The organism is Shinella kummerowiae (assembly GCF_009827055.1).
GTDB lineage: Bacteria > Pseudomonadota > Alphaproteobacteria > Rhizobiales > Rhizobiaceae > Shinella > Shinella kummerowiae.
In genome coordinates this window covers 484,134-505,328 of record NZ_WUMK01000001.1, presented here as the reverse complement: position 1 = coordinate 505,328, position 21,195 = coordinate 484,134, and the positions used below count along the sequence as shown (strand labels likewise).

Sequence of the window (21,195 nt, the reverse complement as noted above, 5' to 3'; positions counted from 1 at the left end):
CGAAAAACGGCAACCTCCCGGGGCGCGGAGAACACCCTGGGAGAGACCGCCTTGGGCGGCGGACGGCTGTTCGTCAGCCGTGGTTGATCATGACGTGGCGCACGGCGGTGTAGTCTTCCAGCGCGTAGATCGACATGTCCTTGCCATAGCCGGACTGCTTGACGCCGCCATGCGGCATCTCGGTCGTCAGCATGAAATGCGTGTTGATCCAGGTGCAGCCATATTGCAGCCGGGCTGCCGCCTTCATCGCCTTGCCGATATCCTTCGTCCAGACGGAGGAGGCGAGGCCGTAGTCGCTATCGTTCGCCCAGGTGATCGCCTGCTCGGCCTCGGAAAAGCGGGTGACCGAGACGACGGGGCCGAAGACCTCGCGGCGCACGATCTCGTCGTCCTGCGTGGCGCCGGCCACCACCGTCGGCTGGAAGAAGTAACCGTCGTCGCTGCCGGCGCGGCCGCCCGTGGTGATCTCGATATGCTTCACCTCGGCGGCGCGCTCGACGAAGCTCGCGACACGGTCGCGCTGGCGCTTGGAAATCAGCGGGCCGATCTCGTTTTGCGAGTCGTCCGGGTCGTTGTACTTGATGGTCGAGACGGCGGCGGAGAGGTCGGCGACGAGTTTTTCGTAGATGCCATCCTGCGCGTAGATGCGGCAGGCAGCGGTGCAGTCCTGGCCGGCATTGTAATAGCCGAAAGCGCGGATGCCCGCGACGACGGCGTCGATGTCGGCATCGTCGAAGACGACGACGGGGGCCTTGCCGCCGAGTTCCAGATGCGTGCGCTTGACGGTTTTTGCAGCGGCGGCCAGCACCTTCTTGCCGGTCGCGATGTCGCCGGTGATCGACACCATGTTGATCTTCGGATGGTTGATCAGCGTGTTGCCGACCGTCTCGCCGCGGCCGAGCACGATGTTGACGACGCCCTCCGGCAGGATATCGGCCAGAAGCTTGGCCATCTTCAGCGCCGTCAGCGGCGTCTGTTCGGACGGCTTGAAAACGACGGTGTTGCCGCCGGCAATGGCCGGCGCCAGCTTCCAGGCCATCATCATCAGTGGGTAGTTCCACGGCGCAATCGAACCGACGATGCCGATCGGGTCACGGCGGACCATCGAGGTGAAACCGGGCAGGTATTCGGCGGCGACCGGCGCCTGCAATGTGCGGATCGCGCCGGCGAAGAAGCGCCAGCAATCGACGATGGCCGGCAGTTCGTCATTGCGCGCCGCGTTGATCGGCTTGCCGCAGTTCAGCGATTCCAGCGCCGCAAAGGCATCGGCGTCCTTCTCGATGGCATCGGCGATCCGCAGGAGGTAGCCGGAGCGTTCGGCAGGCGTGGTTGTCGCCCAGGAGACGAAAGCCTTTTCGGCGGCGTCCACGGCGGCGTCGATCTGCGCGTAGGAGGCCTCCGGCAGATCGACGATCTTGCCGCCGGTCTTCGGGTTCAGGATGTGCTCTTCCATCTCGGTGCCGGCTTCGAAGCGTGCGCCGATCAGCATCTGGGTGTCCATCGTGGTTCTCCCTATCGTTGGTTCATTTGCCGGCGCCGGCGACCTGGTCGCCGTCGCGGGTGAGGTAGTAGGCGCCGAGGATCGGCAGGAAGGTGAGGAGCACGACCACCATGGCGACGACATTCGTCACCGGGCGCTGGCGTGGGCGCACAAGCTCTTCGAGCATCCAGATCGGCAGGGTCGATTGCTGGCCGGCGGTGAAGGTCGTCACGATCACCTCGTCGAAGGACAGCGCGAAAGCGAGCATGCCGCCGGCGAGCAATGCGGTGCCGATGTTCGGCAGGATGATGTAGCGGAAGGTCTGGAAACTGTCGGCGCCGAGATCCATCGACGCCTCGATCAGCGAACCCGAAACGCGGCGGAAGCGGGCGACGGCGTTGTTGTAGACGACCACCACGCAGAAGGTCGCGTGGCCGAGCACGATCGTCCAGAACGAGAAGGGGATTTCCGCAAACGAGAAGGCGGAGCGCAGCGCAATGCCGGTGATGATGCCGGGCAGCGCGATCGGCAGGATGACCAGCAGCGAGATCGTCTCGCGGCCGAAGAATTTCGTGCGGCTCACGGCGGCGGCGCAGAGCGTGCCGAGCACCAGGGCAATGGCCGTCGAGATAGCTGCGACGCGCACGGAAAGGCCCATCGCAGCCCAGACATCCGGCCGGTTCCAGGTGACGGCGAACCATTGCAGCGTGTAGCCCGGCGGCGGGAACTGGTAGCTCTTCTCCTCCGTCGTGAAGGCGTAGAGGAAGATCAAGAGGATCGGCAGGTGCAGGAAAGCGAGGCCGGCACCGGCGGCGATCTTCAGACCAAGGGGGGCGGAGGTGTTCTTGTCAGAGCGCATCGAAGGCTCCCTGTCGCTTGGCCATCCAGAGATAGAGGCCCATGATGACGATCGGCACGACGGTGAAGGCGGCGGCGAGCGGGATGTTGCCGGCCGTTCCCTGCTGGGCATAGACCGCCTGGCCGATGAACAGCCGTGACGAGCCGATGATCTGCGGGATGATGTAATCGCCGAGCGTCAGTGAGAAGGTGAAGATCGAGCCGGCGATGATGCCGGGCAGGGCCAGTGGAAACAGCACGTAGCGAAACGTCTGTGCCGGGTTGCCGCCGAGATCGGCCGATGCCTCGATCAGGTTGCCCTGCACGCGCTCCAGGGCTGCCTGGATCGGCAGGATCATGAAGGGCATCCAGACATAGATGAAGACGATGAAGGTGCCGGTATAACTGATCGACAGCGACGAGCCGCCGACGACTGGAAGCGAAAGCCAGGCTTCGAGCAGCCAGAGCAGGTTGAGCTTGGCGAGCGCCCAGGTGATAATTCCTTCCTTGGCGAGGATCAGTTTCCAGGCATAGACCTTGACTAGATAGCTCGACCACAGCGGCAGCATGACGCCGAGATAGAAGATGACCTTCCACTTTCCCTTCGCATAGCGCGCCGCGTAGTAGGCGATCGGGAAGGCGATGATGGCCGAGGCGAGCGTCACCAGCGCGGCCATGACGACGGTACGCAGGATGATGTCGAAGTTCGACGGGATGAGCAGTTGCCGGTAGGTGGCGAGCGTGAACTCGTAGTTGATCAGCCCGGAAAAGTCGTCGATCGAGAAGAAGCTCTGCAAGAGCAGCGCAAAGAGTGAGCCGAGATAGATGACGCCGAGCCAGAGCAGTGGCGGCGTCAGCATCAGCAAGAGCAGGATCTTCGGGTTGCGCCAGAAGAAATCCGAAAGCCGTCCGGAGGCACCTTCGCGGCGCGCGAGGATGGAGGTGTCGACCACGGCGCTCATGGGGTGGCGTCCATCTGGTGCAGGTCTTCGGCCAGGAAGGAGAGGGTGACCGTCTCGCCCTGCGCCGGCACGGCAAGCGAGGCAGGCACCATGGCGGCGACGCGCGCACCGGCCGCCTCCACCGTCACGCGGTTCGCCGCGCCGAGGAAGCTGGTCGCGACCACCCGACCGGAAAACGGCTTGCGGCCCGGGCCCTCGCCGAGCGTGATATCCTCCGGCCGCAGGCTGGCATGGCTGTTGCCGAAGCCGAGGCTTGCCACGAAGTCCGGCGGTAGCACATTGGAGGAGCCGACGAAATCGGCGACGAAGCGAGTCTTCGGCCGCTTGTAGACCTCCTCCGGCGTGCCGAGCTGCTGGATCTTGCCGTCATTGAAGACCGCGATGCGATCGGCCATCGACAGCGCCTCGCCCTGGTCATGCGTGACGAAGATGAAGGTGATGCCGAGCGACTTCTGCAGCGATTTTAGCTCTTCCTGCATCTGTTCGCGCAGTTTCAGGTCGAGCGCGCCAAGCGGCTCGTCGAGCAGCAAGACACGGGGGCGGTTGACGAGCGCCCGGGCGAGCGCCACGCGCTGCCGCTGGCCGCCGGAAAGCTGGCCGGGCCGGCGCGTGCCGTAGCCGGGCAGTTTGACCATGGCGAGCGCCTCTTCCGCCGCCTTCAGGCGCTCCGCCTTGCCGACACCCTTGACCATCAACCCGTAGGCGACGTTTTCGAGGATCGAGAGATGCGGGAAGAGGGCGTAATCCTGGAACACCGTGTTGACGTTGCGCCGATAGGGCGGCACGCCCTCCGCCGTCTCGCCAAAGATTTCGATATGGCCGGATGTCGGCTGCTCGAAACCGGCCATCAGGCGCAGGCACGTCGTCTTGCCGGAACCTGACGGCCCGAGCATCGCGAAGAACTCGCCCTCGGCAATGGCGAGATCCACGCTGTCGACGGCGCGCACGGCGCCGAAATGGCGGGAGACTTGCTGGAACAGGACGGCGGTCATGGGGGCTCCGGGATTGTCTTGGACGAGGGACGAAACGCCCATCGCAAAGGGATCAAAGGCTGGGAAACGGCGCGTCTATCCGATCTCCCCCCTTGTGGGGGAGATGCCCGGCAGGGCAGAGGGGGGTGCCCACCCGCTCCATAAGATTTTGCCGCTTTGCGGCCACCCCCCTCTGTCACCTTCGGTGACATCTCCCCCACAAGGGGGGAGATCGGTTGGTGTACGCGGCGCCGTTCTAAGTTACCGCCCGCCGATCACGCCGATATAGTCGGAAACCCAGCGGTGATAGGGCACGCATTCGCCCTGGCTTTCGCATTTCGAGACCGGCGTGCGCCAGAAGTTGATCTTCTCGAAGTTGTCGAAGCCGTTGGTCTTGCAGCCTTCGTCGGTCAGCAGCGCATTGCCCTTGCAGGCCGCCGGAACCGAGGGAACCGCGCCGAACCAGGCGGCCGCGTCACCCTGCACCTTGGCGGAGAGCGAATGTTCCATCCACATATAGGCGCAGTTCGGATGCTGGCTTTCGGCATGCAGCATGGTCGTGTCCGACCAGCCGGTGACGCCTTCTTCCGGGAAGGTCGAGGCGATCTTCTGCTTTTCCGCCTGCATCAGGTTGACCTGGAACGGCCAGGAGCCCGATGCCACGACGCCTTCGTTCTTGAAGTCGTCGATCTGGATCATCGCATCGTGCCAGTAGCGGCCGACCAGCGTGCGCTGGACGCGCAGCAGGTCGAGGGCGGCCTTGTACTGGTCTTCGTTGAGTTCATAGGGGTTCTTGATGCCGAGGTCCGGCTTGTGCGCCATCAGATATTGCGCGGCGTCGGCAATGTGGATCGGGCCGTCATAGGCCTGCACGCGGCCCTTGTTGGATTTGCCGTCCGGCAGCGTCATTTCCTCGAAGACGACGTTCCAGCTCTTCGGCGCCTCGTCCTTGAAGGCGTCGGTGTTGTACATCAGCACGTTCGGGCCCCAGAGGTAGGGCGTGCCGTAGTGAACGCCGTTCACCGTGTTCCAGGGCGCATTCTGCAGCCGCTCGTCGACGGTCTTCCAGCTCGGGATGAGGTCGGTGTTGATCGGCTGGACGCGCTTGCCGGCAACGAGGCGGAGCGATGCGTCGCCCGAGGCAGTGACGAGGTCGAAGCCGCCTTCGTTCATCAGCGCGACCATTTCGTCGGACGTTGCCGCGGTCTTCACGGAAACCTTGCAGCTCGTCTTCTTTTCGAATTCGGTGACCCAGTCGTAGTTCTTGTCCGTCTCGCCGCGCTCGATATAGCCGGCCCAGGCGACGATCGAAACCTCGCCTTCGCCGGGGCCAAGTTCCTTCAGGGGCTCCTGCGCGAGGGCGGATGCGGTGAAGGCGAGCGAAAGGGTAAGCGCGGTGCAGCAATGCAGAAGTCGCTTCATGACAGTCTCCCGGTGTGATCCGCTTGGTGCGGTATTGTTCCCGGGAGAAAAGGTGCCGCGATTTCGCCGCTTTCGCAAATTCATTAATCAGAATGTCGCTATCGGAAATTCCGAAATCGACATGATTTACGGTCTTGAGATTTGCTGGCGGACGACTTGTACGAGGCCGTCGGCATCCGAAAGCTGCCGGATTTCGAAGCCGCAACGCTGGAAGCACGCCAGACTCACGGAATTGTCCGGATCTATACGCGCATCGAGGATCAGATAGGCCTTTCCAGGTCCCGCTAGGAATGCTGAAAGCACGGCTGTTCCCATGCCACGGCCTCGCAGATCGGGTCGCACGGCGAGTTCGATATACCCAAGCTCACCATCCCTATCGACTTGGATCTCGGCTATGGCTTCGTTGGACCGATAGGCCATCCAGCACCGTGCCGTGTCCCCGTTTGTCACATAGGCGAACCACGTGTCGTCGGGAAAGGAAAGGCGATTTGACAGTTCCTTGTCGTCGAACCACCGACGGAGCGTCAAAAGGTTGTCGTGCGTGAAGGGAAGGAAATCGACTTGCATTGATTATCGTCCCCGCCCACTCCTGAGCGCCTCTGCCAGCCCCACGAAATCGCGCGCCGCCTGCGGCAGGCTGGAGCCCTTGCGCCAGACCATGCCGACCTGCACGACCGGCAGCGCGCCGGAGACGTCGCGGCTCTCGATGCGGTCGCCTTCCAGCGACCAGGGGCGGTAGACGAGGTCGGGCAAGAGCGCGATGCCGGCGCCGGTGGCGACGAGGCTGCGCACCGCTTCCACCGAGCGGGTGCGGAAGGCGACGTGGGGGCGGGCGCCGAGGGCCGAGAGCAGCTTTCCGGTATTCTCCTCGATTTCGTCGACGGTCAGCATGATCAGCGGTTCCTTGGCGATATCGCTGACGGAAATGATATCGGCGGAGACGAGGGGATGGCCGATCGGCAGCCAGAGCCGATAGGGTGAAGTCTCGATGATTTCCGCCTGCAGCGCCATGCGGTCGCGCAGGTTGGAGATGACCATGACGGCGACGTCGAGTTCGCCGCCGACCAGGAGGTGTTCGAGATAGGATCCGTTGTCCTCGATGGCGCTGACATCGATGCCCGGAAAGGCGCGGCGGTAGCGCGACAGCAGGTCGGACAGCACGTAACCGGCAACGAGCGAGGTGACGCCGAGATTGAGCTGGCCCTTTTCCGCCGTGCGACTGTCGGAGAAGGAGCGGCGGGCATCCGAGACATCGGCGAGGATCTTTGTTGCGTGACGCAGGAACTGGTGGCCATTGTGCGTCGTCGTCAGGCCGCGCGGGTGGCGATCGAAGAGGGCGACGCCGAGATCCGATTCGAGCTCCTTGATCGCCTCGGTGATCGAGGACTGCGAGATCGACAGGTTCTGCGCGGCCCGCGTTACCGAGCCTTGCTCCGCGACGGCGACGAAATATTGCAATTGCCGGAAGGTGAATGCCATGGCGGCAGTTAATATGGCCGGCTCGGGAGAGGCAAGCGGCGAAAATTCCTTGGGAAAGCCGCGGACGAGACAGGCGTTGTGACACGGCCTTGTTATGATGGCAGCAACCGACGAGGAGCCGCCATGACCGAACGCCCCATGCCGACCGAGCAAGGCATTCTGGCCTTCCACAAGCGTTGCGAGGATTTTTATCCTGCCGATGCGGTGGATGCCGATATCACCCAGCAGCGTGCCTGGTACGATGCGCTGTGCGCCGCTTTCGATGCACCACCGCCGGCGGGCATGGTCAAGGAGGATGACTTGGTGGCGGAGCGCATTCCGGTGCGCCGCTACCGACCGGCGACCGTGACGACGGCGACGCGGCTGTTCTATATTCATGGCGGCGGTTTTGTTGTGGGATCGCTCGATAGCCATGACGCGATCTGTGCCGAGATTGCCGAGGCGGCGGGTGCCGAACTCGTTTCCGTCGACTACCGGCTTTCCCCGGAGCATGTCTGGCCTGCCGCGTTTGATGATTGCTGGGCGGTGCTGATCGATCTTCTGCTGGAGCCGCATCCGGTTGTCGTGATCGGCGATAGTGCGGGTGGCAACCTTGCGGCCGGCATCGTGCTGAAGGCGCGGGACGAGGGGCTGAAAGGCATTGTCGGGCAGGCGCTGATCTATCCGGGCCTTGGCGGTGATCTTGTCTCCGGCTCCTATCAGGACATGGCGGAGGCGCCGGGGCTTTCGACGGCGGATGTTGCCTATTATCGTGAGATCTACCAGGCGCCGGAGGATGCGGTGCATGCCTTTCCGCTGCAATCGAAAAACCTGGCCGGATTGCCGCCAGCCTTCATCACCGGTGCCTATTTCGACCCGCTGCGCGACGATGCACGGGCCTATGCCGCCCGGCTGATCCTTTCCGGCGTACCGGTAGAGTACCGCGAGGAGAAGCAGATGATTCACGCATGGTTGCGCGCGCGCTTCATGAGCGAGGGTGCAAGGGTGGGGTTTACTGCGTTGTGTGATGCCGTGCGCCGGATGGCGAACCCATGAGCGGCGTGACCGATCTGGACGACCTGCTGGCGACCATGCAGCCCGCGCTGGTCGAGGGCGTTTTCGTCTATGCCAGCGTGCCGGCTGACGACCTGGCAAACCACCTTTCCCGTGGCCTGATCGGCCTCTTCCGGGAGGAGGAAGGCATCACGCTGATCCTGCCAGCCGAGGCCGCAGAAGGACTGGCCGCGAGCCCGCCGATGCGCCTGATCACGCTGACCGTGCATTCCTCGCTGGAAGCCGTCGGCCTGACCGCGGCCTTCGCCACGGCGCTGACGGCGGCGGGCATCAGCGCCAACGTGGTTGCCGGCTACCATCACGACCATATATTCGTTCCCGAGCGGGATGCCGAACGGGCGCTCGAAACGCTGAAGGGTTTGTCCCGGACGGCGCGTGAAAAGGGAGATGCGTGATGACTGTTCTGCGCTTTACAGGTGTCGCTGTGGTGTTGTTAGCGGGGCCATCCATGTCCTTTGCAGAGGATGCGGCGGTGCCCATTCCCGCCTGCGCCATGTCCGGCTCGAAGAGCGTCTTCATCGGCGGCGCGCCGGCGCTTCGCCTCTCCGACGTGGTGAATTGCCCGCCGGAACTCTACGAGATCGTGCCGAGCATCATGATCGAAGGCCAGCCGATGGTGAAATTCCGCACCGGCGTTGGAGAGAAGGGCAATTGCACGGCGCGCGGCGAGGAAACGGTGATGGCCGAGGGCGAGTCCGCCAGCCGTCTTGGGGACGTGGCCTGCACGCAGAATTGAGCACTGGATGGCGGCTGTCTTGTTTCTGGCCTTGCGCCTGAAGCGTTGCCCCTCACCCTAACCCTCTCCCCGCAAGCGGGGAGAGGGGACGTGCCCTACGCGGCAATTTTGGCTTTGGAAACCAGTGCGACATATCCCTTCGCCCCGCTTGCGGGGAGAAGGTGGCCGGCAGGCCGGATGAGGGGCAGCGTGCACATCGCTGCCAACGACGGGCTGCCGGAGCAGCCCGCCTCACTCAGTTCCCGGCGCTTTCCATGCGCCGTGTCGTCAGCACCTTCTCCAGCCAGCCGATTTCCATTTCGGGAACCGATTTCAGGAGCAGGTCGGTGTAGTCGTCGAAGGGTGGCGAGAGCACCTTCGATTTCGGGCCGAAGCGCACCAGTTTTCCTCGGTGCATCACGGCCACGCTGTCGGCGATGGCGCGCACGATGGCAATGTCGTGGGTGATGAACATGTAGGAGACGTGGGTCTCGTCCTGGAGTTTCAGCAGCAGCTTCAGGATGCCTTCGGCCACGAGGGGATCGAGCGCGGAGGTCGGCTCGTCGCAGAGGATGAGTTCCGGCTGGGCCGCAAGCGCGCGTGCGATCGCCACACGCTGCTTCTGGCCACCGGAAAGCTCGGCCGGATAACGGTCGGCGAAGCGGCCGCCCATCTCGATCTGCTCCAGCAGTTCCTTGACCCGCTCGGTCTTCTTGGCTCCGCGCATGCCATAATAGAAGGTGAGCGGGCGGCCGACGATGTCGCGCACCGTCTGGCGCGGGTTCATCGCCGTGTCGGCCATCTGGTAGATCATCTGCACGCGGCGAAGCTCGTCGTTCGACCGGCCCTTCAGCGCCTTCGGCAAGGGTTTGCCGTCAAAGCTGATCGTGCCTTCCTGCGGGGGCAGCAGGCCGGTGATGACGCGGGCAAGCGTGGATTTGCCGGAGCCGGATTCGCCCACCACCGCCAGCGTCTGGCCCTTCGGCAGGTGCAGAGAGACGTTCTGCAACACCTTGAAACCGTTGGAATAGCCGGCGGTGACGTTCTCCACCTTCAGAAGCGTGTCCGACTGATCGGGCGCCTCTTCGCGCTTGGTGCCACGCACATTGACCAGCGCGCGGGTGTAATCCTGCGTCGGCGCCTCGATGATCTGCTTCACTGAGCCGTATTCCACCATCTTGCCGTGGCGGAGCACGAGGATGTCGTCGGTGATCTGCGCCACGACGGCAAGGTCGTGGGTGATGTAGAGTGCTGCCGTATGCGTTTCCTCGATGGCGTGCTTGATCGCCGCAAGCACGTCGATCTGCGTCGTCACGTCGAGTGCTGTGGTGGGCTCGTCGAAAACGATGAGTTCCGGGTTGGGGCAGAGCGCCATGGCGGTCATGGCGCGCTGAAGCTGACCGCCCGAGACCTGGTGCGGATAACGCTGGCCGAAGGTTTCCGGGTTCGGCAGGCCGAGCACCTTGAACAGGTAGAGCGCGCGTTTTTCCGCATCCGCACGGGTCATGATGCCGTGTTTCAGCGACGCCTCGATGACCTGTTCGCCGAGCCGGTGGGCGGGATTGAAGGCCGCTGCCGCCGATTGTGCGACGTAACAGACCTTGCAGCCGCGCACCTTGCGGATGCCGTTGGGCCCGAGTTTCAGCAGGTCTTCGCCGTTGAGCTTGACCTCGCCGCCGGTAATGCGCACCCCGCCGCGCCCATAGGCAAGCGCGGTGAGGCCGATGGTGGATTTGCCGGCGCCGGATTCGCCGATGAGGCCGAGCACCTTGCCCTTCTGCACGTCGAAGTTCACGCCTTCGACGAGGGTGACGGTTTTCGGCGGTTCACCCGGGGGATAGCTGGTGGCCTCGATCTTGAGGTTCTTGACGGACAGCAGATCAGGCATCGCCGCGCCCTCCCTTGAGGCTCGAGGTGCGTTTCATCAGCCAGTCGACGACGAGGTTGACGCAGATGGCCAGCCCCGCAATCGCGCCGCCCGGAATGAGGGCGGCCGAAATGCCGAAGATGATGCCGTCCTTGTTGTCCTTCACCATGCCGCCCCAGTCGGCTGCCGGCGGCTGGATGCCGAGGCCGAGGAAGGAGAGGGTGGAGAGGAACAGGATCGAGAAGGCGAAGCGCAGGCCGAATTCGGCCAAGAGCGGCGAGAGCGTGTTGGGCAGGATTTCGCGGAAGATGATCCAGCCGGTGCCTTCGCCGCGCAGACGCGCTGCTTCCACGAACTCCATGACCGCCACATCGAGCGCCACGGCGCGGCCGATGCGGTAGACGCGGGTTGAGTCGAGGACCGCCATCACCAGGATGAGGATCCAGAGCTGTTGGGGAAGAACGGCCAGCACGACGAGGGCGAAGATCAGCGTCGGGATCGCCATCATCAGGTCGTTGAAACGCGAGAAGGCCTGGTCGACCAGCCCGCCGGTGACGGCGGCCGTGAACGACAGGAGCATGCCGAGCGAGAACGACAGCACGGTTGCGGCCAGCGCCACGAAGATCGTGGTGCGGGCGCCGAAGATCAGACGCGAGAAGAGGTCGCGGCCGAGATTGTCGGTGCCGAGAAGGTACTCGCCGCCCATCGGTTCCCACACGGAGCCGACGATCTGGCTCTCGCTGTAGGGGGCGATGATGGGGGCAAAAAGGGCGCAGAAGAGGGCAAGGGCAATGCCCAGGATGCCGACCCATGCGCTGACGGGGATAGAAGAAAGTCTCATCGCGGATGCCTCAATCTGGGGTTCGCGATGATCGCAAGGATATCGGCAAACATGTTGAGGAAGATGTAGAAGGCGGCGAAGATCAGGCCGCAGGCCTGCACCACCGGCATGTCACGCACCGTCACGGCGTCGACCATGTACTGACCCATGCCGGGATAGACGAACACCACTTCCACGACGACCACGCCGACCACGAGATAGGCGAGGTTGAGCGCGATGACGTTGATGACCGGTGCGAGCGCGTTGGGGGCGGCGTGCTTGGCGATGATGCGCAGGCCGGAGAGGCCCTTGAGTTCCGCCGTTTCGACATAGGCCGACGACATGACGTTGAGGATCGCCGCCCGTGTCATGCGCATCATGTGGGCGAGCACGACGAGGACAAGCGTTGCCGTCGGCAGTGCGATGGCCGACAGGCGCTGGCCGATCGTCATCGATTCATAGACGGTCGCCGGGAAGGTGGCGACGCCGAGCTGCACGGCGAAGAACAGGATCAGCAGGTAACCGACGAAGAATTCGGGAAGCGAGATCGCCGCCAGCGATATGACGTTGATGATCTTGTCCGGCAGGCGGTTTCGGTATTGCACCGCGAGCATGCCGAGGCCGACAGCCAAGGGCACCGAGATGATGGCCGCGAAGAAGGCGAGGAACAGCGAATTGCCGAGGCGTTTGCCGATCTGTTCGCTGACCGAGTTTTTCGAAGCCCAGGAACTGCCGAAATCACCCTGGATGGCGCCGCCGAGCCACTTGAAATAGCGGGTGGTGGCGGGCTGGTCGAGGCCTAGATCCTTGCGGATGTTCTCGATGGCCTGCGGCGTGGCGGACTGGCCGAGATAGGTGGTGGCGAAGTCGCCGGGCAGGGCTTCCACGCCCCCGAAGATCATCAGGGACACGGCAAAAAGCAAGGCCACGCTGAGCGCGAGGCGTTGCAGGATGAGCGCAACCAAGGGGCTGCTCTTGCTGAGTTTCGCCCAGAACGAAGGCGTGGCTTCGTTGGTGGGGGCTCCAGTGGACGCAACCGACCCGGCAACGCCGACAGACTGCGGGGCTTCGCCCGCAGTCGTCGTTGCTGTCAGCTCCGGACCGTGCGCCGGTCCGCCGCCGGTCATCAGGCGTCGAGCCACACGCGGGTTGCGACAAAGCCGTTCGACATGTCGTTGCCGATGTCGTGCACGTAACCCTTCACCTGCTTGCTGGCGGCGTTCACGAAGTCGTTGAACATCGGCAGGATGAGGCCGCCTTCGTCACGCACCATCATGGCCATGGCGCGGTACATCTCCTTACGCTTGGCTTCATCGAGTTCCGAGCGGGCTTGGAGCACCATCTTGTCGAAGTCTTCGCGCAGGAACCGCGTGTCGTTCCAGTCGGCCTTCGAGAGATAGGCGGTGGAGTACATTTGGTCCTGCGTCGGACGGCCACCCCAATAGGAGGTCGAGAAGGGCTGCACGTTCCAGACGTTCGACCAGTAGCCGTCGCCGGGTTCGCGCTTCACTTCGATCTCGATGCCGGCCTTCTTGGCGCTCTCCTGGTAGAGAACGGCAGCGTCCACGGCGCCCGGGAAGGCGACATCCGACGTGCGCAGCAGGACCGAACCGCTGTGGCCCGACTTCTTATAGTGGAAGGCGGCCTTGTCCGGATCGTAGGCGCGCTGCTCGATGCCTTCCGGGAAGAGGGCATAGGTCTCGTTGATCGGGAAGTCGTTGCCAACCTTGCCGTAGCCGCCGAGCACCTTCTCCAGCATCGTCTCGCGGTCCATCGCATATTTCAACGCGAGACGCAGGTCGTTGTTGTCGAACGGCGCCGTGTTGCAATGCATGATGAACACGTAGTGACCGCGGCCCGAAGTGGAGAGGATTTCCACGGTCGGCGCGCGCTTCAGCAGGTCGACGGTCTTGGGGTCGACGCGGTTGATATAGTGCACCTGGCCGGAGGACAGTGCTGCGATACGCGCCGTTGCGTCGTTCATCGCGATCATTTCGACCGTATCGACGTAACCGCGGTCCTGGCGCCAGTCGTCCTTGTTGCGCTCGAAGGTGGCGCGCACGCCCGCTTCGAAACTGGTGACCTTGAACGGGCCGGTGCCGATCATGGCGTTCGGATCGTCGAGACCGCCATTCGGCTGGATGACGAGGTGGTAGTCGGTCAGAAGCAGCGGCAGGTCGGCATTGCCTTCCGAGAGCACGAGCACGAGCTTGTCGCCATCGGCCTTGATTTCCTTGATCGACTTCATGACGCCGAGCGCGCCAGACTCCGACTTCTCGTCGGTATGGCGCTGCAGGGTCTTGATGACGTCATCAACGGTCAGTTCCTTGCCGTCGTGGAATTTCACACCCTTGCGAATGGTGAAGGTCCAGGTCGAGGCATCGGCGGACGGCTCCCAGGATTCGGCGAGTGCGGGAACGGGTTGGCCGGTCAGCGGCTCGGATTCCACCAACATGTCGCCCCAGTTGCGGTTCACGACAAACATGAACTGCGAGAGCGCCTTTGCCGGGTCTTTCGAGTCGGTGGCAGCAGCGCCTTCGAGGCCGAGCTTGAGGTTGCCGCCGCGCTTCGGCTCCTGGGCCTTGGCGGCGGTGTCGAACATGGTGCCGGCGACGGCGAGCGTGATGCCGAATGCAGCGGCACGGCCCATGAATTCGCGGCGGTTCATTTTGCCCAGCGAAACCTGGCTGGTGAGGTATTTGGTGTAATCAGTCATTCCCCTGTTCCCTTTGCTCGCCCTGAAATGGGCATTTGTCGTTGTGATTGGCAGAATTTCTGTTTTTCGCCTCTAAGGCAACCTTACGGCCGACTTTTTGTGCCGGCGCTGGTGCATTTCCTGTTTTTCGAATGCCTCCTTCATTCGCCGCGTGGCGGCTCGTCCGTAATAAGTTATTCACGTCTCAGGCGCGTGTAACGCCCTAATTTATCTATTTCTCCCAAAAGGAGAATTTATGGGACGGCGCGGATCTCACCCGATGCAGGGGTGTCGTCCTATCGCCCCTTCCAGACAGGATCTCGCTTTTCCGCGAAGGCGCGAACGCCTTCCAGCTGATCCTCACTGGAGTAGAGAACATCGACCGAACGGAATTGCCGTTTGGTGATCTTGTTCATGGTCGTCTGGAAGGTCTCGCCCTCGGCCGCGCGCACCACTTCCTTGATGGCGGCGTAGACGAGTGGCGGGCCGCTTTCGAGCAGGCGGGCCAGCTCCCAGGCGCGGTCCGAAAGCTTGTCGGCGGGCAGGATTTCGTTGACGAAGCCCCAGCGGTGCGCCTCCTGCGCATCCAGCCAGCGGCCGGTCAAAAGCATGTCCATGGCGATGTGATAGGGGATGCGCTTCGGCAGCTTGATCGAGGCGGCATCCGCCACCGTGCCGGAGCGGATTTCCGGCAGCGCGAAGGTCGCGTGCTCGGCGGCGAGGATCAGGTCGGTCGAGAGCGCGATTTCGAGACCGCCGCCACAGCAGATGCCGTTGATAGCAGAAATGATTGGCTTGTTGAGATCACGCAGTTCCTGCATGCCGCCAAAACCGCCCACGCCGTAGTCGCCGTCCACGGCATCACCCGCGGCCGCCGCCTTCAGATCCCATCCCGGGCAGAAGAATTTCTCGCCGGTACCCGTGATGATGGCGACGCGCAGGCTCTCGTCATCACGGAAATCGGCGAAGACCTTGCCCATGATGCGGCTGGTCGCAAGGTCGATGGCGTTCGCCTTGGGCCGATCGATCGTGACTTCGAGAATGCCACCTTCGCGGCGTTGGCGGATCGGTCCAGTCATGATTTTTTCCTCAGACGGATCAGTGCGTCGGCTGCGACGACACCGTCGCCAGCGGGCAGCACCATTATGGGATTAACGTCCAGTTCTTCGATTATTGAGGCGTTTGAAACGACATAGGATGCCGCTGATGCGACGGCGCCGACCAGCGCGTCGATATCGCCCGGCGGACCGCCGCGATAACCATGCAGCAGCTTTGCGATCTTGAGGCCGGAGATCGCGTCGCGGATCGTCTTTTCATCCGTCGGGAGCGTCAAGATCGCGGAATCCTCGAGCAATTCCACGAGAATACCGCCCGCGCCGATGGTGAGCACCGGGCCGGCGACGGGATCGCGCAGGGCGCCGATGATGAGTTCGGCGACGGGTTTTCCCACCATCTTTTCCACGAGGAAGCCGGAGGCGACGCCGGCCATGGCTTTCGCAGCGCCCAGCACGGCCTCGCGGCTGGCGAGATTGAGCTTCACCGCGCCCGCTTCCGTCTTGTGGGCCACGCCGAGGCCCTTGAGCACGACCGGGAAACCGAGCTTTTCGGCGGCATCGGCAGCGGCTTGCGCCGTCTCGGCGGCAAAGCCGTTCGGAACCGGCAGGCCATGGACGGCAAGCGCCTGCTTGGCCTCATGCTCGGTCAGCGTGACGGCTTCGCCCTCGTCGGACATCGCCTTGAGAAGCGGTGCGGATTGCGGCTTCGACCATGCTTCGCCGATGCCTGCGGCAGCGTCAGCGGCGGCCAATGCCTCCTCGATGCCGTAGAAGGGCACGACGCCGTTCCGCATCAGCATCTCGGCGGTTTCTTCCGGCATGTTCTCGCCCATGCTGGCGACGATGCCCGCATTCGCCCCAGATGCTTTGGCAGCATCGATGGCGGCATGACAGGTGGTGAGCCAGTCGGTGGCGTCGCAGCGGTCGAGGCGCGGGAAATCAAGCACGACGAGGTTGAGGCCGTAGCCGCCCTGCATCATGGTCGTGAAGGCGGCGGTCTGCTTCTCGCGATTGCCCCAGACGAAGGTATGGTAATCGAGCGGGTTGGAGATCGTCACCATCTGCCCGAGCGTTTCGCGCAAGGGCTGGCGCTGCTCCTGCCGGAGGTCGCGGTAATTGACCTTCCGCTTCACGCCGGCATCCGCCATCAGCGAGGCCTCGCCGCCTGAACAGGACATGGAGGAGATGTCGTAGTTCGGCAACGGCCCCGCGACATGCAGCAGCTTCAGCGTTTCCAGCAATTCCGGCAGCGTTTCGACGCGGCCGATGCCAAGGCGGGCGAGCAGGGCCGAGGAGACGGCGTCGTTGCCGGCGAGCGAGGCGGTGTGCGAGACGGTGGCGAGCTGTGCCTGTTCCGACTTGCCGACCTTCAAGGTGACGACCGGCTTTTTCAGTTCGCGCGACCGAAGAGCCAGGCGTTCCAGGGATTCGAGGCTGTCGAACCCTTCGATATGCAGGCCGACGGCGGTGACGCGCGGATCCTCCAGCACGGCGCAGGCAAGATCGGCAAGGCCGGTCTGCGCCTGGTTGCCGGCCGTCAGCACATAGGCGAGCGGAAGGCCGCGCTGCTGCATGGAGACGTTGCAGATGATGTTGGAAGACTGGGCGAGGACGGCGACACCCCTATCGACACGCAGCATGCCATGCTGGTCGGGCCACAGCAGGGCGCCATCCAGCATGTTGATGAAACCGTAGCAATTGGGGCCGAGCACCGGCATGTCGCCGGCGGCTTCCACCAGCGCGTTCTGCAGGGCGTCGCCGTCGGCAAGCTCGCTGACGGCTTCGCGGAAACCGGAGGCGTAACAGACCGCGCCGCCGGCACCGCGCGCGGCGAGGTCGCGGATGATGCCGATGGTCAGTTCGCGGTTGACACCGACAAAGGAGGCGTCGGGGGCGCCCGGCAGGTCGGCGACGGAGCGATAGCATTTGCGACCGAGGATTTCCTCCTCGCGCGGATGCACGGGCCAGATCTCGCCGGAAAAGCCCACCTTGTCGCACTGGAAGATGACGCGGCGCGCCTCCTTGCCGCCGAAGACGGCGATGGATCTGGGCCGGATGAGGCGGTCGAGGGAACGTGTCATGTCGACATTACGCTCCCAGCGGCCTGAGTAGATCGCGGCTGATAATGTGCCGCTGGATTTCCGACGTGCCGTCCCAGATGCGCTCGACGCGGGCATCGCGCCAGAAGCGGGCGAGCGGCAGATCGTCCATCAGGCCCATGCCGCCAAAAATCTGGATCGCCTCGTCGGTGACGCGGGCGAGCATCTCCGTGGCATAGACCTTTGCCGAGGCGATTTCGCGGTTCGACGGCAGGCCCTGGTCGAGTCGCCACGCGGCGTTGAGCGTCAACAGGTCGGCGGCGTCGATCTCGGTGATCATGTCGGCGAGCTTGAAGGAGACACCCTGGTTTGCGCCGATCGGCTTGCCGAACTGTTTTCGCTCGGCTGCATAGTTCAATGCGTAGTCGAAGGCGCGGCGGGCGCGGCCGACGGAGGTCGCGGCGACGGTGATGCGGGTCGCATAGAGCCAATCGTTGGCGATGTCGAAGCCCTTGTGGACTTCGCCGAGGATCTGCGAGGAGGGCAGGCGGCATTCGTCGAAGTTGAGAATGCAGTTTTTGTAGCCGCGGTGTGAGACCGACTCGTAACCGTTGCGGATCTCGAAGCCGGGTGTGCCGCGATCGACAAGGAAGCAGGTGATGAGCTTTTTCTTACCGCGCGGCGTGTCCTCTTCGCCGGTGGCGATGAAGACGATGACGAAGTCGGCGATGTTCGCGTGGCTGATGAAATGCTTGGTGCCGTTGACGACCCAATCGTCGCCGTCCTTGCGGGCAAAACATTTCATGCCGCGCACGTCGGAGCCGGCATCCGGTTCGGTCATGGCGAGCGCATCGAACTTTTCACCGCGCACGGCCGGCAGAAGGTATTGTTCGCGCTGCGCGTCGTTGCAGGCCATCAGGATGCCGGAGGGGCGGCCGAAGAATACGGTCAGCGCCATCGAGCCGCGGCCAAGTTCGCGCTCGACGAGGGTGAAGGACGTGTGGTCGAGGCCGGCACCGCCAACTTCTTCCGGCATGTTGCAGCCGAAGAAGCCGATGTCCTTGCACTTGCGGGCGATTTCCTGGCCAAGTTCCGGCGGCACATGGCCGGTGCGCTCGACTTCGTTTTCGTGCGGATAGATTTCCGTTTCGACGAAGGAGCGGACCGTATCCACGATCATCTGCTGCTCGTCGGTCAATGCGAAATTCATTGAAATGTCCTCCCAGTATTCTTTTTACGGGAGGTGCGTGTGACACCCCCCTCTGCCCTGCCGGGCATCTCCCCCACAAGGGGGGAGATTGAATTGTGGCACCGCCTTGCCCCTAGCCGATCTCCCCCCTTGTGGGGGAGATGCCCGGCAGGGCAGAGGGGGGCGAGGCTTGCGCCTTACTTGTGCTTCTGCCCGACGCTGCGGCCGGCACCCTCGGGCGTTGCCAGCTTGGCGTGGGCTTCCGCGATCGGCTTGATCTTCGCCAGCACGTCCGCGGGCGCATCCACGCTCTTGCCGGCCTTGCTGTCGACATGGAGCATCATCTGCTCGGCCGTCGCGATGACATCGCCGGTCGCCGCATCGTGGATGCGGGTGAAGTAGTGCAGCCGCTTGCTGTCGGAGGCCAGAAGCTGGAGCGTCGTGTAGAGTGCCTGGCCGAGCTTGGCTTCGCCGATGTGGCGGATGTGGGTTTCCACCGTGTAGTAGCTGTGCCCGGCCTCGACATAGGCGAAATCGACGCCGATGAGACGCAGCAGCGCATCGGAGGTGTCGCCGAAGAGCTGGAGGTAGCGGTGCTCGGTCATGTGGCCGTTATAATCGACCCAGGCGGCGTTGACCTTGGTGTCGACGAGGCGCAGCGGCTCGTTTGCGGAAACCTCGACCTTCGCCTTGCCGGCCTTGGCCCAGAGATGTTCCTCGAATTCGGCGAGCAGCTTGCCCGAGCCCCAGCCCTTGCCGTCGTCGCCGGCCTTCAGCGCATGCATGATGCCGACGAGGTTCTGGTCGCGGATGCGTTCCAGCTCGCGGATGCCGCGGGCACCGGACTGGGCGTCGGACTGGTCGGCGATCTTGTTGACCAGTTCGTCGTTGAGATCGACGACGTCGGTCAGCTTCGTCCACGGCCAGGAGAGGCAGGGGCCGAACTGGGCGAGGAAGTGGCGCATGCCGGCTTCGCCACCGGCGATGCGGTAGGTCTCGAACATGCCCATCTGCGCCCAGCGCATGCCGAACGAATAGCGGATCACGTCGTCGAGTGTCTCGGTGTCGCAGATATCGTCCTTGATCAGCCAGAGGCCTTCGCGCCAGACGGCTTCGAGCAGGCGGTCACCAACGAAGGCCTCGATCTCCTTGTTGATGATCACGCCCTTCATGCCGATGGGGGCGAGCTTGGCCTTGGCCGCTTCGAGCGTCGCCTTGCTGGTCTTCTCGCCGCCGACGAGTTCGGCGAGCGGCAGCAGGTAGACGGGATTGTAGGGATGCGCCACGAACAGGCGCTCGGGGTGCTTCATGTCGCGCTGCAGGTCCGTCGGCATCAGGCCGGACGTGGACGAGCCGATCAGCGCATCGGGCTTTGCCGCCGCATCGATCTGGGTCAGCACGCCGCGCTTCAGTTCCAGGCGTTCGGGCACGCTTTCCTGAATCCAATCAGCGTCTTTGACGGCGTCTTCCAAGCTCTTGCAGAAGGTGACTTTGCCCTTTGGTGGCAGCGGCGCCATGGTGAGCATGCCATAGGCGCGCTCGGCATTGGCCATCACTTCGCCGATGATGCGCTCGGCTTCCGGGTGCGGATCGAAGATGTTGACGTCGATGCCGGCGAGCGCAAAGCGCGCCACCCAGGCGCCGCCGATGACACCGCCGCCGACGCAGGCTGCCTTGTTGATCTGGCTCATTTCGGTGCCCGCTTCTGGAGTTTCAGCTTTTCGCGCACTTCGGCCGGGCCGATGATGCGGGCACCCATGCTTTCGACGATGTTGACGGCTTTTTCGACGAGCTGCGCATTGGTGGCGAGCTGGCCCTTGCCGACATAGAGGTTGTCTTCCAGGCCGACGCGAACGTTACCGCCGGCAAGCACCGCAGCGGCCGGATAGGCCATGGCGTTGCGGCCGATCGAGAAGGCCGAGAAGGTCCAGTTGGCGGGCACGTTGTTGACCATCGCCATGAAGGTGTTGAGGTCATCAGGTGCACCCCACGGAATGCCCATGCAGAGCTGGATGAGCACCGGATCCTCGATCACGCCTTCCTCGACGAGCTGCTTGGCGAACCAGAGGTGGCCGGTGTCGAAGGCCTCGATTTCCGGGCGGACACCGAGATCGGTCATCATCCTGCCCATTGCGCGCAGCATGGACGGCGTGTTGGTCATCACGTAGTCGCCGAGCGAAAAATTCATCGTGCCGCAATCGAGCGTACAGATTTCCGGCAGGCATTCGGCGACGTGGGACACGCGTTCGGTGGCGCCGACCATGTCGGTGCCGTTGGGGTTCAACGGCAGCGGCTGTTCCGTGCCACCGAAGATCATGTCGCCGCCCATGCCGGCGGTGAGGTTGAGCACCACGTCCACCTCGGCATCGCGGATGCGCTCGGTCACTTCGCGGTAGAGGTCGTTGCGGCGGCTCGGCGCGCCTGTTTCCGGATCGCGGACGTGGCAGTGCACGACAGCGGCGCCGGCCTTGGCGGCATCGATGGCCGATTCAGCGATCTGCTTGGGCGAGCGCGGCACGTGGGGCGATTTGCCGGCGGTGTCGCCGGAGCCGGTGACGGCGCAGGTGATGAAGACATCACGGTTCATGGCTAAGGGCATTCGATCTCTCCC

The 21,195-nt window shown here is 63.6% G+C and carries 18 protein-coding genes and 1 pseudogene; 3 read left to right on the top strand and 16 right to left on the bottom strand.

The window, feature by feature from the left end; translation table 11 throughout:
* Positions 1-73: 73 nt before the first annotated feature.
* From GR138_RS02335 to GR138_RS02305, 7 genes are all read right to left on the bottom strand, one after another.
* Positions 74-1,501, bottom strand: coding sequence for a gamma-aminobutyraldehyde dehydrogenase (locus GR138_RS02335; protein ID WP_160856995.1), 1,428 nt, complete (start codon positions 1,499-1,501; stop codon positions 74-76).
* Positions 1,502-1,523: 22 nt separating this feature from the next.
* On the bottom strand, positions 1,524-2,339 hold the full coding sequence (locus tag GR138_RS02330) for an ABC transporter permease (RefSeq protein ID WP_160856994.1): 816 nt from the start codon (positions 2,337-2,339) through the stop codon (positions 1,524-1,526).
* Entirely contained in the window at positions 2,329-3,279 is a 951-nt protein-coding gene (locus GR138_RS02325) for an ABC transporter permease (RefSeq protein WP_160856993.1), read from the bottom strand. The genes GR138_RS02330 and GR138_RS02325 overlap by 11 nt, the downstream gene beginning before the upstream one ends.
* Positions 3,276-4,271: an ABC transporter ATP-binding protein gene (locus tag GR138_RS02320; protein WP_160856992.1), complete on the bottom strand. Its 996-nt coding sequence runs from the start codon at positions 4,269-4,271 to the stop codon at positions 3,276-3,278. The genes GR138_RS02325 and GR138_RS02320 overlap by 4 nt, the downstream gene beginning before the upstream one ends.
* A 240-nt stretch (positions 4,272-4,511) precedes the next feature.
* Positions 4,512-5,672, bottom strand: a complete 1,161-nt coding sequence (locus tag GR138_RS02315; protein ID WP_160856991.1) for an ABC transporter substrate-binding protein — start codon at positions 5,670-5,672, stop codon at positions 4,512-4,514.
* 126 nt (positions 5,673-5,798) lie between these two features.
* Positions 5,799-6,239: a GNAT family N-acetyltransferase gene (locus GR138_RS02310; RefSeq protein WP_160856990.1), complete on the bottom strand. Its 441-nt coding sequence runs from the start codon at positions 6,237-6,239 to the stop codon at positions 5,799-5,801.
* A gap of 3 nt (positions 6,240-6,242) precedes the next feature.
* Positions 6,243-7,151, bottom strand: coding sequence for a LysR family transcriptional regulator (locus GR138_RS02305; RefSeq protein ID WP_160856989.1), 909 nt, complete (start codon positions 7,149-7,151; stop codon positions 6,243-6,245).
* 123 nt (positions 7,152-7,274) lie between these two features.
* On the opposite strand from GR138_RS02305, the gene GR138_RS02300 reads away from it, so the two are divergent.
* From GR138_RS02300 to GR138_RS02290, 3 genes are read left to right on the top strand one after another with little or no spacing between them, the layout of a single operon-like run.
* Positions 7,275-8,186, top strand: a complete 912-nt coding sequence (locus tag GR138_RS02300) for an alpha/beta hydrolase (RefSeq protein ID WP_160856988.1) — start codon at positions 7,275-7,277, stop codon at positions 8,184-8,186.
* Positions 8,183-8,599: an ACT domain-containing protein gene (locus GR138_RS02295; RefSeq protein ID WP_160856987.1), complete on the top strand. Its 417-nt coding sequence runs from the start codon at positions 8,183-8,185 to the stop codon at positions 8,597-8,599. Before GR138_RS02300 ends, GR138_RS02295 begins: the two co-directional genes overlap by 4 nt.
* A complete protein-coding gene (locus GR138_RS02290) occupies positions 8,599-8,940 on the top strand; it encodes a PAAR domain-containing protein (RefSeq protein ID WP_160856986.1) in 342 nt (113 codons plus the stop codon). Before GR138_RS02295 ends, GR138_RS02290 begins: the two co-directional genes overlap by 1 nt.
* 235 nt (positions 8,941-9,175) lie before the next feature.
* On the opposite strand, the gene GR138_RS02285 is transcribed toward GR138_RS02290, so the two are convergent.
* The 9 genes and pseudogenes from GR138_RS02285 to bcoG all read right to left on the bottom strand — a co-directional run bounded on the left by GR138_RS02285 (position 9,176) and on the right by bcoG (position 21,183).
* A complete protein-coding gene (locus GR138_RS02285) occupies positions 9,176-10,807 on the bottom strand; it encodes an ABC transporter ATP-binding protein (RefSeq protein WP_160856985.1) in 1,632 nt (543 codons plus the stop codon).
* Complete coding sequence (locus GR138_RS02280; RefSeq protein WP_160856984.1) at positions 10,800-11,627, bottom strand: ABC transporter permease; 828 nt, start codon at positions 11,625-11,627, stop codon at positions 10,800-10,802. Before GR138_RS02280 ends, GR138_RS02285 begins: the two co-directional genes overlap by 8 nt.
* Positions 11,624-12,574, bottom strand: a pseudogene (locus GR138_RS02275) (ABC transporter permease); the annotation flags it as partial. The pseudogene GR138_RS02275 and the gene GR138_RS02280, both read right to left, overlap by 4 nt.
* A gap of 158 nt (positions 12,575-12,732) precedes the next feature.
* Positions 12,733-14,322, bottom strand: coding sequence for an ABC transporter substrate-binding protein (locus GR138_RS02270; RefSeq protein WP_160856982.1), 1,590 nt, complete (start codon positions 14,320-14,322; stop codon positions 12,733-12,735).
* Between the two features lie 275 nt (positions 14,323-14,597).
* Positions 14,598-15,380, bottom strand: a complete 783-nt coding sequence (locus GR138_RS02265; protein WP_160856981.1) for a carnitinyl-CoA dehydratase — start codon at positions 15,378-15,380, stop codon at positions 14,598-14,600.
* Positions 15,377-17,437 carry an acetate--CoA ligase family protein gene (locus tag GR138_RS02260; RefSeq protein ID WP_160856980.1) on the bottom strand — a complete coding sequence of 687 codons (2,061 nt, stop codon included), beginning with the start codon at positions 17,435-17,437 and terminating at the stop codon, positions 15,377-15,379. Before GR138_RS02260 ends, GR138_RS02265 begins: the two co-directional genes overlap by 4 nt.
* A gap of 7 nt (positions 17,438-17,444) precedes the next feature.
* Positions 17,445-18,605: an acyl-CoA dehydrogenase family protein gene (locus GR138_RS02255; RefSeq protein WP_160856979.1), complete on the bottom strand. Its 1,161-nt coding sequence runs from the start codon at positions 18,603-18,605 to the stop codon at positions 17,445-17,447.
* Between the two features lie 176 nt (positions 18,606-18,781).
* Positions 18,782-20,275: a carnitine 3-dehydrogenase gene (locus tag GR138_RS02250; RefSeq protein WP_160856978.1), complete on the bottom strand. Its 1,494-nt coding sequence runs from the start codon at positions 20,273-20,275 to the stop codon at positions 18,782-18,784.
* The gene (gene bcoG / locus GR138_RS02245; RefSeq protein ID WP_160856977.1) at positions 20,272-21,183 is read right to left on the bottom strand and encodes a 3-dehydrocarnitine:acetyl-CoA trimethylamine transferase BcoG; all 912 of its coding nucleotides are present in this window, start codon (positions 21,181-21,183) and stop codon (positions 20,272-20,274) included. Before bcoG ends, GR138_RS02250 begins: the two co-directional genes overlap by 4 nt.
* Positions 21,184-21,195: the final 12 nt, after the last annotated feature.

What these genes read in the sequence shown, in the direction of transcription:
- GR138_RS02335 (WP_160856995.1), bottom strand. Translation starts at nt 1,501, where the DNA reads ATGGACACCCAGATGCTGATCGGCGCACGCTTCGAAGCCGGCACCGAG.
- GR138_RS02330 (WP_160856994.1), bottom strand. Translation starts at nt 2,339, where the DNA reads ATGCGCTCTGACAAGAACACCTCCGCCCCCCTTGGTCTGAAGATCGCC.
- GR138_RS02325 (WP_160856993.1), bottom strand. Translation starts at nt 3,279, where the DNA reads ATGAGCGCCGTGGTCGACACCTCCATCCTCGCGCGCCGCGAAGGTGCC.
- GR138_RS02320 (WP_160856992.1), bottom strand. Translation starts at nt 4,271, where the DNA reads ATGACCGCCGTCCTGTTCCAGCAAGTCTCCCGCCATTTCGGCGCCGTG.
- GR138_RS02315 (WP_160856991.1), bottom strand. Translation starts at nt 5,672, where the DNA reads ATGAAGCGACTTCTGCATTGCTGCACCGCGCTTACCCTTTCGCTCGCC.
- GR138_RS02310 (WP_160856990.1), bottom strand. Translation starts at nt 6,239, where the DNA reads ATGCAAGTCGATTTCCTTCCCTTCACGCACGACAACCTTTTGACGCTC.
- GR138_RS02305 (WP_160856989.1), bottom strand. Translation starts at nt 7,151, where the DNA reads ATGGCATTCACCTTCCGGCAATTGCAATATTTCGTCGCCGTCGCGGAG.
- GR138_RS02300 (WP_160856988.1), top strand. Translation starts at nt 7,275, where the DNA reads ATGACCGAACGCCCCATGCCGACCGAGCAAGGCATTCTGGCCTTCCAC.
- GR138_RS02295 (WP_160856987.1), top strand. Translation starts at nt 8,183, where the DNA reads ATGAGCGGCGTGACCGATCTGGACGACCTGCTGGCGACCATGCAGCCC.
- GR138_RS02290 (WP_160856986.1), top strand. Translation starts at nt 8,599, where the DNA reads ATGACTGTTCTGCGCTTTACAGGTGTCGCTGTGGTGTTGTTAGCGGGG.
- GR138_RS02285 (WP_160856985.1), bottom strand. Translation starts at nt 10,807, where the DNA reads ATGCCTGATCTGCTGTCCGTCAAGAACCTCAAGATCGAGGCCACCAGC.
- GR138_RS02280 (WP_160856984.1), bottom strand. Translation starts at nt 11,627, where the DNA reads ATGAGACTTTCTTCTATCCCCGTCAGCGCATGGGTCGGCATCCTGGGC.
- GR138_RS02270 (WP_160856982.1), bottom strand. Translation starts at nt 14,322, where the DNA reads ATGACTGATTACACCAAATACCTCACCAGCCAGGTTTCGCTGGGCAAA.
- GR138_RS02265 (WP_160856981.1), bottom strand. Translation starts at nt 15,380, where the DNA reads ATGACTGGACCGATCCGCCAACGCCGCGAAGGTGGCATTCTCGAAGTC.
- GR138_RS02260 (WP_160856980.1), bottom strand. Translation starts at nt 17,437, where the DNA reads ATGACACGTTCCCTCGACCGCCTCATCCGGCCCAGATCCATCGCCGTC.
- GR138_RS02255 (WP_160856979.1), bottom strand. Translation starts at nt 18,605, where the DNA reads ATGAATTTCGCATTGACCGACGAGCAGCAGATGATCGTGGATACGGTC.
- GR138_RS02250 (WP_160856978.1), bottom strand. Translation starts at nt 20,275, where the DNA reads ATGAGCCAGATCAACAAGGCAGCCTGCGTCGGCGGCGGTGTCATCGGC.
- bcoG (WP_160856977.1), bottom strand. Translation starts at nt 21,183, where the DNA reads ATGCCCTTAGCCATGAACCGTGATGTCTTCATCACCTGCGCCGTCACC.